The organism is Terriglobia bacterium (assembly GCA_020072645.1).
Taxonomy (GTDB): domain Bacteria; phylum Acidobacteriota; class Terriglobia; order Terriglobales; family Acidobacteriaceae; genus Angelobacter.
The window spans coordinates 24,520-37,493 of sequence record JAIQGK010000018.1 but is presented as its reverse complement, the minus strand read 5'-3'; the positions used below and the strand labels follow the sequence as shown (position 1 = coordinate 37,493).

At 55.7% G+C, this 12,974-nt stretch carries 12 protein-coding genes; 8 read left to right on the top strand and 4 right to left on the bottom strand.

What is annotated here, in order from left to right:
• Positions 1-41 precede the first annotated feature (41 nt).
• On the bottom strand, positions 42-1,082 hold the full coding sequence (thiO, locus tag LAO76_23470) for a glycine oxidase ThiO (protein ID MBZ5493891.1): 1,041 nt from the start codon (positions 1,080-1,082) through the stop codon (positions 42-44).
• Between the two features lie 24 nt (positions 1,083-1,106).
• Positions 1,107-1,808 (bottom strand): class D sortase, encoded by a 702-nt coding sequence (locus LAO76_23465; GenBank protein ID MBZ5493890.1) that lies wholly within the window; start codon positions 1,806-1,808, stop codon positions 1,107-1,109.
• Positions 1,809-1,979: 171 nt separating this feature from the next.
• On the opposite strand from LAO76_23465, the gene LAO76_23460 reads away from it, so the two are divergent.
• Positions 1,980-2,813 carry a hypothetical protein gene (locus tag LAO76_23460; protein MBZ5493889.1) on the top strand — a complete coding sequence of 278 codons (834 nt, stop codon included), beginning with the start codon at positions 1,980-1,982 and terminating at the stop codon, positions 2,811-2,813.
• Positions 2,814-3,000: 187 nt separating this feature from the next.
• Here LAO76_23460 and LAO76_23455 read toward each other — a convergent pair whose 3' ends face one another.
• Complete coding sequence (locus LAO76_23455) at positions 3,001-3,339, bottom strand: hypothetical protein (protein MBZ5493888.1); 339 nt, start codon at positions 3,337-3,339, stop codon at positions 3,001-3,003.
• A 351-nt stretch (positions 3,340-3,690) separates the two neighbouring features.
• Here LAO76_23455 and LAO76_23450 point away from each other — a divergent pair, with 351 nt between their 5' ends.
• The 4 genes from LAO76_23450 (at position 3,691) to LAO76_23435 (ending at position 6,807) form a co-directional block, all read left to right on the top strand.
• Positions 3,691-4,632 carry an EamA family transporter gene (locus tag LAO76_23450; GenBank protein MBZ5493887.1) on the top strand — a complete coding sequence of 314 codons (942 nt, stop codon included), beginning with the start codon at positions 3,691-3,693 and terminating at the stop codon, positions 4,630-4,632.
• Positions 4,629-5,417 (top strand): sulfite exporter TauE/SafE family protein, encoded by a 789-nt coding sequence (locus tag LAO76_23445; GenBank protein MBZ5493886.1) that lies wholly within the window; start codon positions 4,629-4,631, stop codon positions 5,415-5,417. Before LAO76_23450 ends, LAO76_23445 begins: the two co-directional genes overlap by 4 nt.
• Positions 5,414-5,701: a DUF1634 domain-containing protein gene (locus tag LAO76_23440; protein ID MBZ5493885.1), complete on the top strand. Its 288-nt coding sequence runs from the start codon at positions 5,414-5,416 to the stop codon at positions 5,699-5,701. The genes LAO76_23445 and LAO76_23440 overlap by 4 nt, the downstream gene beginning before the upstream one ends.
• Before the next feature lie 110 nt (positions 5,702-5,811).
• Positions 5,812-6,807: a DUF1028 domain-containing protein gene (locus LAO76_23435; GenBank protein ID MBZ5493884.1), complete on the top strand. Its 996-nt coding sequence runs from the start codon at positions 5,812-5,814 to the stop codon at positions 6,805-6,807.
• Positions 6,808-6,836: 29 nt separating this feature from the next.
• Here the strand turns inward: LAO76_23435 and LAO76_23430 are convergent, their stop codons facing one another.
• Complete coding sequence (locus LAO76_23430) at positions 6,837-8,345, bottom strand: hypothetical protein (GenBank protein MBZ5493883.1); 1,509 nt, start codon at positions 8,343-8,345, stop codon at positions 6,837-6,839.
• A gap of 258 nt (positions 8,346-8,603) precedes the next feature.
• Between LAO76_23430 and LAO76_23425 the strand changes: the two genes are divergently transcribed.
• From LAO76_23425 to LAO76_23415, 3 genes are all read left to right on the top strand, one after another.
• Positions 8,604-9,158: a DinB family protein gene (locus tag LAO76_23425; protein MBZ5493882.1), complete on the top strand. Its 555-nt coding sequence runs from the start codon at positions 8,604-8,606 to the stop codon at positions 9,156-9,158.
• A gap of 211 nt (positions 9,159-9,369) precedes the next feature.
• The gene (locus tag LAO76_23420) at positions 9,370-11,754 is read left to right on the top strand and encodes a phosphoketolase family protein (GenBank protein MBZ5493881.1); all 2,385 of its coding nucleotides are present in this window, start codon (positions 9,370-9,372) and stop codon (positions 11,752-11,754) included.
• Positions 11,755-11,783: 29 nt separating this feature from the next.
• Positions 11,784-12,947, top strand: a complete 1,164-nt coding sequence (locus LAO76_23415; GenBank protein MBZ5493880.1) for an acetate/propionate family kinase — start codon at positions 11,784-11,786, stop codon at positions 12,945-12,947.
• The last annotated feature ends 27 nt before the right edge of the window (positions 12,948-12,974 follow it).

Sequence of the window (12,974 nt, the reverse complement as noted above, 5' to 3'; positions counted from 1 at the left end):
CAGATCAGGCGCGGTTAGAACGCGTGTTTGCAGCGTGGCCTTTACTTTTGTGTACTCCGAAAGCGGTGCGGCGAGAAGGCACGGATATCCAGAGGAGAGGGCCGGCCTTGAACCAGATCGGCCATGATTTTTGCGGTGATCGGCGCCAGGAGGATGCCGTTGCGAAAGTGGCCCGTGGCGGCAAAGACGCGCGGTATATCGGTCGGCCCGATGATGGGCAGATCGTCAGGCGTGCCCGGGCGCAAGCCTGCCCAGCTTTGGATGATTGGAGCGGAAGCCAGAGCCGGCAGATATTTTGCTGCGGCATTTAGCAGCTGTCGGATTGCGGAAGAATCTACAGACTTGTCAAAGCCCACATCCTCCACGGTTGCACCGATGAGGATTTTGCCAGAGCTGCGGGGGACAACGTATACCTCCGGCGCGCGTAACACATGTTGTAGCAACTTGCCTTCCGGCAGGACATAAAGCATCTGTCCCTTGCGTGGCCGCACGGGCGCTCCTGACCATGCGCCACGGCAATCGACGGCGGAGGCGGCGGAAAGAGTTTCTGTTCCAGTCAGGATTTCCACTGCGTCTCCGCCCGCGCGTATCTCTGTGACTGCCGTATGCCCGCGAACTTCAACGCCGTGCGTCTGAGCGGCTGCAAGAGCGGCCCGCGTGAGTAAATTGGGATCGACGCTATCTTCGCGCACGAAGTACGCAGAATGTTCAGAGCGGTGGATGGACGGTTCAAGGAGCTGAAGCTCCGCGGCTGAGAGGCCGCGATATTCTCGTGGCGCTGTGGGTTCGGACATAAGGGCAAGGGTCCCGACGCGGCGGAAATCCACCTGGATGCCCGCTGCGGACTCAACCCTTTGCACGAATGCAGCGAATATCCGCGCGCTTTCCATCGCCAGCTGGCGCAAAGCTTCAGGGGTTTCCGGGTCGGCTGGAGCCAACATGCCGGCGGCGGCGGAAGACGCTTCCGATCCGGGATCTGCGCGGTCGAGCACCAGCACACTAGCGCTCCGCTGGCGCAACTCCAGGGCCAGTGACACGCCGATGATGCCGGCGCCGGCGATGATGACGTCCCAGGACTTCACACTGACATTGTAATAAGGAGAGACTTACTGCACGTTGGAGTGGGCCTGTGCGGCTTGATTCGCGGGCTGGCCGTTACTATCGACCAGTTTGGAAAACACCACCAGCCGCTTGGGCGCGGGGCCAATGTAATACGTGGGATAACATGTGATGAGAGTAAGTTGCGGATCGTTGGTCGGCTTGATCACGCTGATATCTTCCGGCATCACGATTCTTTTTCCGGTGACTTGATAAGTAAAAACGCGGCCGCTGCGGCGGACCTGAATCTGGTCGCCCTTGTTGAGCTCATAGATGTGACGGAAAAAAGTATCGCGGTGGCCGGTGATCACTGCGTTTCCAGTTTCGCCGGGCTGGGCGGTCTGCTTCATATGTCCGGGACCTTCAGAAAGTTCGCGCCGGGAAGCGCCTTCCACCACAATTGCGTCCATCTGGATCTTGGGAATCTCCAGGCGCGTGAGCAGTTGGTCGGGCGAAACTGGCGCTTTTCCGGGAACGCTCACCGTGGCCGCCTGGCGTTGCCATTCAGCTTCAAGATTTTTCTGGCTGCGGTACATTCCCCAATATTGTCCCGCGACATAACCAAGCAGAACCACGCCGATGACCACGAGGGCCAGAGACATTACACGGCGATTGAGCAGAGGCCGAGCTTTATTAACAAATGGCTGCGCCTTGGCGTACAGAGCCCTGGAGTGCTGCATGATTTGGGGATATCGGTCGCGGATTGACATCAGTTTTATTAGATGCAGAATTCAGGAGCTCGCGCTGTAAGGCTTGCATTCACACGGATTTGCGCCAGTCCTGCCGAGTACAGTGGCCATTCGGAACGCCCTTTTTATTGACAGAGCAGCAGTTCTGCTCAACAATCGGCATAGCCCAAAACCCTTTCACTGGAGATAAATATGTCTGAAGTGCCGCACGATGGCGGAAGCCCGGTAGTGCGCAATATTTTGATGGCAGCTGGAGTGGTATATCTGATCGGCACGATGATCTTCATGGTCATGGCGCAGGGCCGCATGAACGATATGGAAAAAAAGCAGGCTGCGGCGCAGGCGGAACTGGCGAAGAAGATGACCGAATCCAACGCCCAGATGAAGGCCCAACTCAACGTGCTGGCGGACCGCGCGGGAATGAACCACAAAGAATTGAGCAAGAAGGCCCAGGAACTCCAGGCCAAGGAGCTTGAAACCGCGACGCGCCTGAAGGCCGACGAGGAAACCACCAAGCAGCAGATTGGCGCGGTGACGAGTGATGTGAATGGGGTCAAGGGTGAAGTGGTAAAGGTGAGCGCCGATGTGACCGATACCAAAAACGATCTGGCGGTGACGAAGGGAAAGCTGGACCATGCCATCGGCGATTTGAACAAGCACAGCGAATTGATGGCCACCTCGCATGACGAACTGGAGATGCTCAAGCATCGCGGCGACCGCGATTATTTTGAGTTCACGCTGCAAAAGGACAAGACGCCAACGCATCTCTCGATCGTGAGCCTGCAGCTCAAGAAGACTGATCCCAAGAAGAGCAAGTTCACGCTGTACGTGCTGGCGGAAGATAAGAAGATTGAGAAAAAGGACCGCACCATCAACGAGCCGCTGCAGTTTTATACCGGGCGCGACCGCGCATTGTTTGAAGTGGTGGTGAACAGCGTGGACAAGAACACTGTAACCGGCTATCTCTCAACGCCCAGGAATGTGGCCACCACGCAGATGCCGAGCCACGCGCCAAGCTCGCAGTAAAAGCAACGCTCACCACGGATAAAACGGATAACCACTGATTTACACGGATCAAAAAATTTCAAGCAGGACTGTTTTGAAGTTTATAAATCCGCGCGATCTGTGTTCATCCGTGGTGAGATTTTGCTTTTTGGGTAGTGGCCCAGTTTGAATTGAATCACTACTGCTTTTTGTGCAAAGCCCACGTGAATCAGCGCTTCTTGCGCTGTTTTGCAAGTTGCTTTTTGCGTTCTTCGGCTTGAATGAACACGTCATCTGGATCGCGGAGTTCCTTTTCCCATCGTTGCCTTACTTTTCCGTACCGGCCCCAATCGTCAAGCTCAAGCTGGTGCAGGTCTTCAAGAAATTCCTGGTTAAACTCTGCCTGGAGCTCCTGAGTGAAACTCGGAAAAAGTTTGGCTGTTTTGGATTTGAACAGCCCGGTTTGTTGGAGCGTTTGAAGGTGCTGGAGGATTCCAGCAAAGGCCATGTTGAGAGATGACAGAGTTTCATATATCTCTGCCTTTTGGGTACCATCAATTGCAGCCATAGGTTGCCTTTCACGGAAGGTGATTTGTGGTTAGGGCTGCGTTCGTGCTGATAACACGGGCGCGGCCTGTCTTTTCTTTATAGTCGCGCTGCGAAAGTGGATGCAACAAAAAAGCGAAGCGTTTTGAAGAAACGAATAAAGTTAAGCGGCGGATTTATTTTGTTAAGCGGAGAACGTGGTGAATTCTTGCAGGGTGGTTTTTCGCCTCAGGGGCTAAAGCCCAAGTTTTTCTAGCGGCATACCGCAGGCCTAAAAGGCCTGCTCCACCCCGTGAGGGATAGTGCAAGCGTATCGTCCTTGTTCCTGGCGATTCCAAAACAGGTCTAACGATCAGTTAGACTGATTCTTCTGATGACAGAACGCACGCAGCAGTCAAATTTCACACGCGCACAGTTAGCCGGTTACATTGCTCTTTGCCTGATCTGGGGAAGCACGTGGCTGGCGATCCGATGGGTGGTGCGCGATGTTCCGCCGCTTGAGGCGGCTGCGCTGCGCTTTCTTGCCGCAGGCGTGCTGTTGCTGGCAATGGCCGTGGCGGAGAGACGCCCGTGGCCCGCCGATGGAGCGCAGTGGAACGCCCTCATAGTTTTGAGCGTGTCCATTATGGCTGTGCCTTATGGGTTGCTGTTCTGGGCGGAACAGCATGTAACCTCTTCAATGAGCGCTGTCCTATACTCCGCAATGCCGCTGGCTGTTTCACTCTTCACGCCGATCATTACGCATCACAAGGTCCCGCGCCGGGCGATCTTTGCCATGGTGATCGCCTTTGGCGGATTGCTGGTGCTCTTCTATCAGGATTTAAGTAAGACCCGCCAGGCGCTGATGGGTGGCGTTGCAGTCCTCGTCGCAATGTTGCTGAGTTCATGGTCAGTGGTCTATGCGAAGCAGCGTCTGCACCACGTTGACGCAGTGGTCTCAACCGGACTGCAATTGTTCCTTGGATCAGTTGGATTGTTCTGGGGAACGTGGGCACTTGAAGCGCACCGGCATGCTGTATGGACCAGGACCGCGATATTTGCGCTGGCGTATCTTACGATCTTTGGGTCAGCGGCGGCGTTTGTTATTTACTATTGGTTATTGAAAAAGCTGCAACCGTACCAGCTTTCATCCATCAGCCTGATTATTCCGCTGGTGGCATTAATTGCGGGGTTGCTGGATGGCGAACCTGTGTCATGGGTGATGGTGGTGGCAATTATCGCGGTGCTGGGTTCGGTGCGCTCTGTGCTGATGGCGGAAAAAGAGAAGGAACCGGAAGGTGACGACATACTGATGCTGCGGAACAAGGCGCAATGACGCTGGAGGCAATGCTTCTGCTGGTCGCAATAGGTTTTTTCGCCGGCGGATTTGGCGCGCTGGCGGGAGTGGGCGGCGGCATTATTGTTACGCCGCTGCTGGCCATTTATTTTGGCTTGCCGATGCACCAGGCCATCGGCGTGACGCTGCTTTGTGTGATTGCCACTTCCACCGCAACGTCTTCTCTCTACGTTGAACGGCATGTCACTGACGTCCGCCTGGGCATGACGCTGGAACTGGCGACCACGGTGGGCGCCCTGATTGCCGCGCTGGTGGCGCACCACGTGAACCGGCGCACACTGGCATTGCTGTTCGTCTGCTTTCTGCTTTACAGTGCCGGCTCCATGATCAAGAAAGCCTGGGACTCACGCCACGCGAAGAGGCAAGAAGTTATTCCGGATTACACGCCGCAGAATTATCCAGTGGGGCTAGCGGCTTCACTGATTGCGGGCGGATTTTCCGGGCTATTGGGAATCGGCGGCGGGCCGATCAAAGTCCCGGTGATGCTGCTGTTCATGAAAGTCCCGTTGCGCGTGGCGGCGGCCACCAGCAACTTTATGATCGGTGTTACCGCCGGAACCAGCGCTTACATTTACTGGGGACGCGGAGACATACGCGTGGATATTGCCGCGCCGCTGGTGGCCGGAGTGTTTGCGGGATCGCTGCTGGGCGCGCGCATCTCCCCGAAGATACGCCCGGTTTATATCCTGATGCTGCTGGTCACGATTGCCGGATGGCTTGCGGCACAGATGATTTACAAGCTGTTGACAGGAGGGTTCCAATGAGCCGGCAGGATTTTGCCGTCGATCGGGTGCTGTCTCATACGCTGAAGTTTGGCGCGTACACGGCCTTTGTATTGGTCGTGGCGGGATTGCTGCTGCAACTCGTCGTACCGTGGGGGAACCGCGTGGCCGTTGCCGGACTGTTTGTATTGCTGGCCACTCCCGGGCTGCGTATTATTGCGGCCTGCGTGCAATTTCTGCACGAGCGCGATTTCAAGTATGCTCTTGTAGCTTTTGGAGTGCTGGCAATTGTGGTGCTTGCATATGTGCTGGGGGTGCAAACTTGAATTTCACCGCAAAGGTCGCAAAGGACGCAAAGGATCGAATGCCAAGCAGAGCAGAAGCAGGAGTTTGTCGAATTCTCAGGACTTATTGGAGTGGGTTGATGAAGAACTATTTGCTGCTTTTATTGATCATGGTTTTTGCTGTGAGCGGAGCTGCTGTTGCATCGCCGCTGCCGCCGGTCTCTACATTTTCCATCGTCGCCATTGATCCGCGAACGGGTGAGATGGGCGTGGCCGTGGCTTCAAGATATTTCTCTGTGGGATCGGTGGTGCCATGGGCCATGGCGGACGTGGGCGCAGTGGCCACGCAGGCGAATGTCAACGTCGGCTACGGGCAGCAGGCGCTGGATTTATTGCGTCAAGGACTGACGGCCCCGGAAGTCCTGAAGAAAATTCTGGCCGATGACAAGTTTCCAGGCAAGGACGGACGCCAGGTGGCGATCGTCGACGCGAAAGGAAATGTGGCGGCTTACACCGGACCGAACGCGCCCAAGTGGGCGGGCGATCGGCAAGGCAAGACGTGGTCGGCACAAGGAAATATCCTGGTGGGGCCGCAGGTGCCGGAAGCCATGGGCAAAGCTTTTGACGCTTCACAAGGTGAGCTGGCAGAAAAACTTTTTGCGGCGCTCAAGGCCGGTGATGCCGCCGGGGGCGATGCTCGTGGACGGCAGTCCGCGTCCATGCTGGTGGTGAGCAAGGGCCAGGGACGCAACATTAATAATGATCGCTACATTTATATCAATGTTGACGATAATCCTGATCCGTTTACGGAATTGCGGCGGCTGCTTGATTTGAATCTGGCGTACAACTATGGCGACCAGACGTTCAAAGCGCTGGACGCAGGCAACATTGAGAAGGCGCGCGCCGCGGCGCAACAGGCGCTGCGTTATGCGCCGAACAGCTTTGGCAGCCACATGCGGCTGGCGTTTCTGGACTACGTACTCGGCGACAAGACGGCATCGCTGGATGAATTTGCCAAGGCCAGGGCAATTGATTCCAAAAATTTCGACAAGCAATGGAAAGAAGACGTGGATTTTGATCGCTTCAAGCCCATGGCCTCTGACAAAGAATTTCTACAGAAGCTGTTTCCAAACGGCGTGCCGCAATAACTGCGGACACGCCGCATAGAAAAAACGCCTTACGGCTTTCCGGCTTTTCTCTCCCGCCGCAATACTCTGGGCGGATTGGCTGAAGTTGAAGGAGGCTGCGCATCGCCCAGCAGAAAACTAAAATCACTGAACAGCGTGGAACCTGTCGCGGCCACTTGTGCATTGCTGTGGCAGCCCATGCAGCTTCCCATGAAGGCCTGCTTATTTCCCGGCGTCTGCTGAAAATAGGTTTCGAGTGTAGTGTTGGCGAGCGTTGGAGGTACGGGCAATGGGCCTACGTCAATGCCGGGTCCGTTGCATTTGAAGTTGTAAGGATTGGCTGGGTTTTTGGGATCGTGAAAGCACTGTTGCGGGTTGGCAACGGTGCCGGGATGCTGCGACCATTGCGTATCCACCAGTTGGTAATACTGCCACACGGATTTTGGATACACGGCCCGCAGCAGCTTTTGAAAAACCGGATTGATGCCTGATGTTGGACTGTTCTTTGCAGCCGGAATCGGCGTGGCACGGATGACTTGTACAGGAGTGTTGGTCTTTGTGGGATCGCCATCCCAACCGCCTGACGGAGCTTTGGGTTCCAGGTTAGCGCAAGCCGGTGAGAATGTGCATTTGGGATTGTTGTAATAGCTGTAATGGCCGGCGAGAGGCGATGAGGGAGCATTATCGAGGTGCTCAAAAGTTGCCCAAAGCCATTGCGGCCCGCTGGCCGTCTTGTGGGCAATGTGCAGCCCGACCAATCCCATCAGGAGCGGTCCCGCACACTTGGTATTCAAGTGCGTCTTTGGATCTGGCGCATAAGTGATGTAGGCCCATGCGGTGTGGTATCGGCCCGCCTGGCTCGACGCGATCTGACGCCACGCGGCTTTTACTTCCACTGATCCGATCTGATTTGTGTTGTAAACACCGGCTGGGAAATTTATAGGAGCAACCTGGTTCGCGGGTATGTACCAGGGCTTGGCGGGCGCCGGCGGATTGGCTGAGCCTTGCAGAATCTTATTGAACTCAACTTCGTTGATCCGGACTTCATAGCGAGTATATTTCCCGGCGACATCAATCAGGGGCGAGAGCGTGAACGCCTCAGTAAATTCATCCTGTACGTCACCCTTGGCGATAAGGGGCAGCACCTTGGCGACTTTTCCTTGCAGCGCGGCGGGAGCGGCAGGACAGTAAGAAGGAATGGGCTGCGTTGTTCCCCACGGCGCAGGAGTGGCGGCGCCCGGTTGAAACACTTGCGAAGCGGCCATGTAGCTTTCCCATACGGTAGAGTTGTCACCGCTTGCGGATTTGCCAATAGTGCCTGGGCCGGGCTGACCTGGCTTGCCCGGAGGCCAGTTGAGCGCAACAAATTCCTGCCAGGCAAAGATATCGAACTTCCGTTGGATAACGGCAAAATTTCCTGTGGTGGATAAATTCGGTTTGGGAGGGGCATCCGCGGGCAGCGCAGAACTCAGCGTAGTTGGGTTGGGAGGCATTTGGGCAAGCCCGGACAAACTTATCAACAGAACCGCAGCAAACAAACCAGCGTTCCTTACTTTCATCAAAACTCGCTCCTTGCAGACCAATACAAGCCAGATTGGTCCCTGTTGTGAATCGTAAACAGATGAAATGGCGACCAAAGGGCGGATTCCCTCTGGTTGCACGGTTGAAATAACCAGCGGAAGTAACACTATATCGAGCGTTGCTGAAAATCCTACTGTTTGGTTTTTTCAAAAACGTTACAAGAGTAATGGTTGCGACTGAGGGTGCGCGCGCTCTGCTGATTGAGTCGAAAGCGCGGGGCATGCATCTATTTGCACATGCCGACCTCAAACAAATTCAGCATGGCGGAAGCGATTGCGCTTCTCACACGAACTCCAGCAACACTGAACGCGCTTTTGCGCGGACTGCCCGACATCTGGGCGCATAGCAACGAAGGGCAAGATACGTGGAGCGCCTTTGATATTGTGGGCCACCTGATTGTTGCGGACCGCACTGACTGGATGCCGCGCGTCAGGATGATCATGGAGCATGGAGAGGCAAGGCCATTCGAGCCATTTGACCGCTTTGCGCAGATGAGAGAGAGCGAAGGCAAATCCCTGGAGCAGCTTCTGGATGCTTTCACGCGGTTGAGAAGCGAGAACTTGGCCGCGCTGGAAGCGCTGGACCTGCAATCATCTGACCTGGCGCGGCGCGGTAAACATCCGGCGCTGGGACCGGTAACGCTATCTGAACTGCTGGCAACATGGGCAGTGCACGATCTTACGCATCTGCATCAGCTTTCGCGGGTGATGGCCTACCAGTATCGTGAAGCCGTGGGGCCGTGGAGCGCGTTTCTGGGCGTGCTGAAGTGTAGTGGGCATAGCGCGCCTTAGTCGGATCGAGCCGATTTTCACCGCGGAGCGGGGAGAAAGATCAAAACCTTTACCACGGATGAACACGGATTGAACGGATCTGAAAGCTGCGAAGGCTCATTTACCACAGAGGACACAGAGAGACGGAGGTTTGTGGCTGGGGTGTGAAACCAGTGCTGCGGCAAAAGACTACAATTTATAGATACTTTGTAATGACGGATGGAGCTGTGCAATGCCCAAGACCCTTACCCACGAAGATTTAATTACTAATGCCGGTCCCCTGAGCCAGGACGAGTTGCGCAAGATTGATCGTTACTGGCGGGCGGCGAATTATCTATCGGTTGGACAGATCTATCTTCGCGATAATGCGCTGCTGCGCGAGCCCCTGAAGCTCCAGCACACCAAGCCTCGGCTGCTGGGGCATTTTGGAACAACGCCGGGGCTGAATTTTATTTATGCGCACATGAATCGGGTGATCCGGAAGAATGACCTTAACGCGATTTATGTGACTGGGCCGGGGCATGGCGGGCCAGGCATTGTGGCCAATACTTATCTGGAAGGTTCGTATACGGAGCTGTATCCGAAGATCACGCAGGATGAGGCGGGCATGCAGAGGTTGTTCCAGCAATTCTCATGGCCCGGAGGGATTCCCAGCCATGCGTCGCCGGACACGCCAGGATCAATCAACGAAGGTGGAGAGCTGGGATATTCATTGCTGCATGCTTACGGAGCGGCGTTTGATAATCCTGACCTGCTGGTGTGCTGCGTGGTGGGCGATGGCGAAGCAGAGACCGGCGCGCTGGCTACAAGCTGGCACTCGAACAAGTTTTTAAATCCAGCACACGACGGTGCAGTGCTGCCGGTGCTGCACCTGAATGGATACAAAATCGCCGGGCCAACGGTGCTGGCGCGCATACCGAAAGAAGAATTGATTGATCTGTTTGTCGGCTACGGTTACAAGCCCTATTTTGTGGAAGGCGATGATCCGCCGCTGATGCATCAGTTGATGGCGTCAACACTGGATAAAGTGAGTGCCGAGATCAAAGACATTCAGAGTGAAGCACGCAGGAATGCGGATGCGCCGCGCCCGCAGTGGCCGATGATTATTTTGCGCAGTCCCAAAGGGTGGACCGGGCCGAAGACCGTCGATGGCGTACAGATTGAAGGAACGTTTCGCTCGCATCAGGTCCCGGTGACGGACCTGGACAAGCCGGGACATCTCAGGATCCTTGAGCAATGGATGCAGAGCTACAAGCCGGAAGAACTATTCGATAAAAATGGGAAGTTAATACCGGAACTGGCGGCGCTGGCGCCCAGCGGAAATCGGCGTATGGGAGCGAACCCGCACGCGAATGGCGGCCTGCTGCTGAAAGACCTGAAGATGCCTGACTTCCGGCAATATGCAGTGAAGGTAACGCAGCCGGGCAGTGAATTTGACGAGTCGACACGGATACTCGGAAAATTCCTGCGCGACGTGATGAAGCTGAATCTGGAAAGCGCGAATTTCCGCGTGATGGGGCCGGATGAAACGGATTCAAATCGGCTGTCGGCAATTTTTGAAGTCACGGACCGCGTTTCTATGGCCGAAATTCTTCCCAATGACGTGCATGTGGGCCGTGACGGGCGGGTGATGGAAGTGCTGAGCGAGCACATGTGCCAGGGGTGGCTGGAAGGTTATTTGCTCACGGGACGACATGGATTTTTCTCGTGCTATGAAGCGTTCATCCATATTGTGACGTCGATGTACAACCAGCACTCAAAGTGGCTGGAAGCGGTGCGTCATATTCCCTGGCGTAAGCCGATTGCGTCACTCAACTATTTGCTTACGTCCCATGTGTGGCGGCAGGACCATAACGGCTTTAGCCATCAGGACCCGGGATTTCTGGACAATGCGGTCAACAAGAAGCCGGAAGTTGTGCGCGCGTACTTTCCGCCGGACGCGAACACGCTGCTCTCTGTGGCGGACCACTGCCTGCGTAGCAGAAATTACGTGAACATTATTGTTGCCGGGAAGCAGCCGGAATTGCAGTGGCTGGATATGGACGCGGCGGTCAAGCACTGCACGGCGGGAATCGGCAAGTGGAATTGGGCGAGCAATGATGATGGCGACGAGCCCGACGCCGTGCTGGCGTGCGCGGGCGACGTCCCGACTTTGGAAGTTTTGGCTGCGGTTTCACTGCTGCGGAAGCATGTGCCCAGCTTGAAGATCAGGGTGGTGAACGTAGTTGATCTCATGACGTTGCAGGCACCCGGCGAGCATCCGCATAGCCTGACGGACGAGGCTTTTGACGCGCTGTTTACCACGAACAAGCCGGTGATCTTTGCATACCACGGCTATCCCTGGCTGATTCACCGGCTGTGCTATCGCCGGCGAAACCACGACAACATGCACGTCCGCGGCTATAAAGAAGAGGGAACTACCACGACTCCTTTTGATATGGTGGTGCGGAACAACATGGACCGCTTTCAGCTTGCCATTGACACCATTCACCGAATCCCGGGCCTAAAAGCCGATGAGGCAGTTGCGTTTTTCCAAAGCAAGCTGGCAGAGCACAAGAAATATGTTGCGTCGCACGGCGAAGACATGCCTGAAGTGCAGAATTGGCGCTGGAGCTGAGATCATTGCCAAAGCTGGGAAGCTAATCCATGGAACAGACTTTTCTGTGCCTGAACGGCGGCTCTTCGTCGCTGAAGTTTGCGGTGTATCGCCTGGGCGATGCGGCGGAAGAGAGAGTTTTTTCCGGCGCTGTTGAAGCCATCGGGCAGCCCGGAGGCAAGGTATGGCTGCGCAGCGGAGACAAAACGCTGCAAGAAGAGAGCGGTAAATTTCCCGATCACACAGCAGCCATGAAGAGAATGTTTGCCGTGCTGCGCGAGCAAGGAGTTGAGAAGCTGGCGGCGGCAGGGCATCGGATTGTGCATGGCGGGCCAAAGTTCACCGCGCCACAGCTGATTGATGCCCAGCTCACGCAGGCGCTGAAGGAGCTAATTCCTTTTGCGCCGCTGCATCTACCGAGCCAGGTGGCGATGATCGAAGCGGTGGCGGCGCATTTTCCCGATCTGCCGCAGGTGGCTTGCTTTGATACGGCGTTTCACAGCCGAATGCCGGAAGTGGCGCAGCGGTTTGCGTTGCCGCAGAAGCTCTGGGAACAGGGAATCAGGCGCTATGGTTTTCACGGCCTCTCTTATGAATACGTTGTTGGCAAGCTAGGACGGGAATTGGGACGGCGCGCCATCATTGCGCATCTGGGAAACGGTGCCAGCATGGTGGCGCTGAAAGACGGCTTGCCCGTGGATACCAGCATGGGCATGACCCCTTCCGGCGGATTCATGATGGGAACGCGGAGCGGCGACCTTGATCCCGGAGTACTTATACACCTGCTGAAAGAAGGTTACCCCGCTGACCGGCTGGAAGCACTAGTGGACCAAGAGGCTGGATTGCTTGGCGTATCCGGGCAGACCAGCGACATGAAGACCCTTTTGCAGGAAAGCCAGACAGATAGCGCCGCTCGCATGGCTGTGCAAATGTTTGCCTATCAAGTGCGTAAGTTCATCGGCGCTTATGCGGCTGTGCTGAATGGACTGGACACGCTGGTGTTTACCGGCGGCATCGGCGAGCGGGCCGCAGAAATTCGGATTAAGATATGTTTTGGCCTAGAATATCTAGGGGTCGCGCTGGATACGCAGGCCAATGCCAGAAACGCGGAAGTAATAAGCCCGCCAAACAGCCAGTGCGCCGTGCGGGTAGTCCAAACCGATGAAGACTTGATGATCGCGCGCCATACCCGCGCTGTAAGCCTCAACAGTTGAGAAAATTTGTTTTAACTGGGCGGCGAT

Coding starts and splice junctions, on each gene's coding strand:
- LAO76_23415 (MBZ5493880.1), top strand. CDS start 11,784: ATGGAACAGACTTTTCTGTGCCTGAACGGCGGCTCTTCGTCGCTGAAG.
- LAO76_23445 (MBZ5493886.1), top strand. CDS start 4,629: ATGACGCTGGAGGCAATGCTTCTGCTGGTCGCAATAGGTTTTTTCGCC.
- LAO76_23425 (MBZ5493882.1), top strand. CDS start 8,604: ATGCCGACCTCAAACAAATTCAGCATGGCGGAAGCGATTGCGCTTCTC.
- LAO76_23440 (MBZ5493885.1), top strand. CDS start 5,414: ATGAGCCGGCAGGATTTTGCCGTCGATCGGGTGCTGTCTCATACGCTG.
- LAO76_23465 (MBZ5493890.1), bottom strand. CDS start 1,808: ATGTCAATCCGCGACCGATATCCCCAAATCATGCAGCACTCCAGGGCT.
- LAO76_23420 (MBZ5493881.1), top strand. CDS start 9,370: ATGCCCAAGACCCTTACCCACGAAGATTTAATTACTAATGCCGGTCCC.
- LAO76_23460 (MBZ5493889.1), top strand. CDS start 1,980: ATGTCTGAAGTGCCGCACGATGGCGGAAGCCCGGTAGTGCGCAATATT.
- LAO76_23450 (MBZ5493887.1), top strand. CDS start 3,691: ATGACAGAACGCACGCAGCAGTCAAATTTCACACGCGCACAGTTAGCC.
- LAO76_23455 (MBZ5493888.1), bottom strand. CDS start 3,339: ATGGCTGCAATTGATGGTACCCAAAAGGCAGAGATATATGAAACTCTG.
- LAO76_23430 (MBZ5493883.1), bottom strand. CDS start 8,345: ATGAAAGTAAGGAACGCTGGTTTGTTTGCTGCGGTTCTGTTGATAAGT.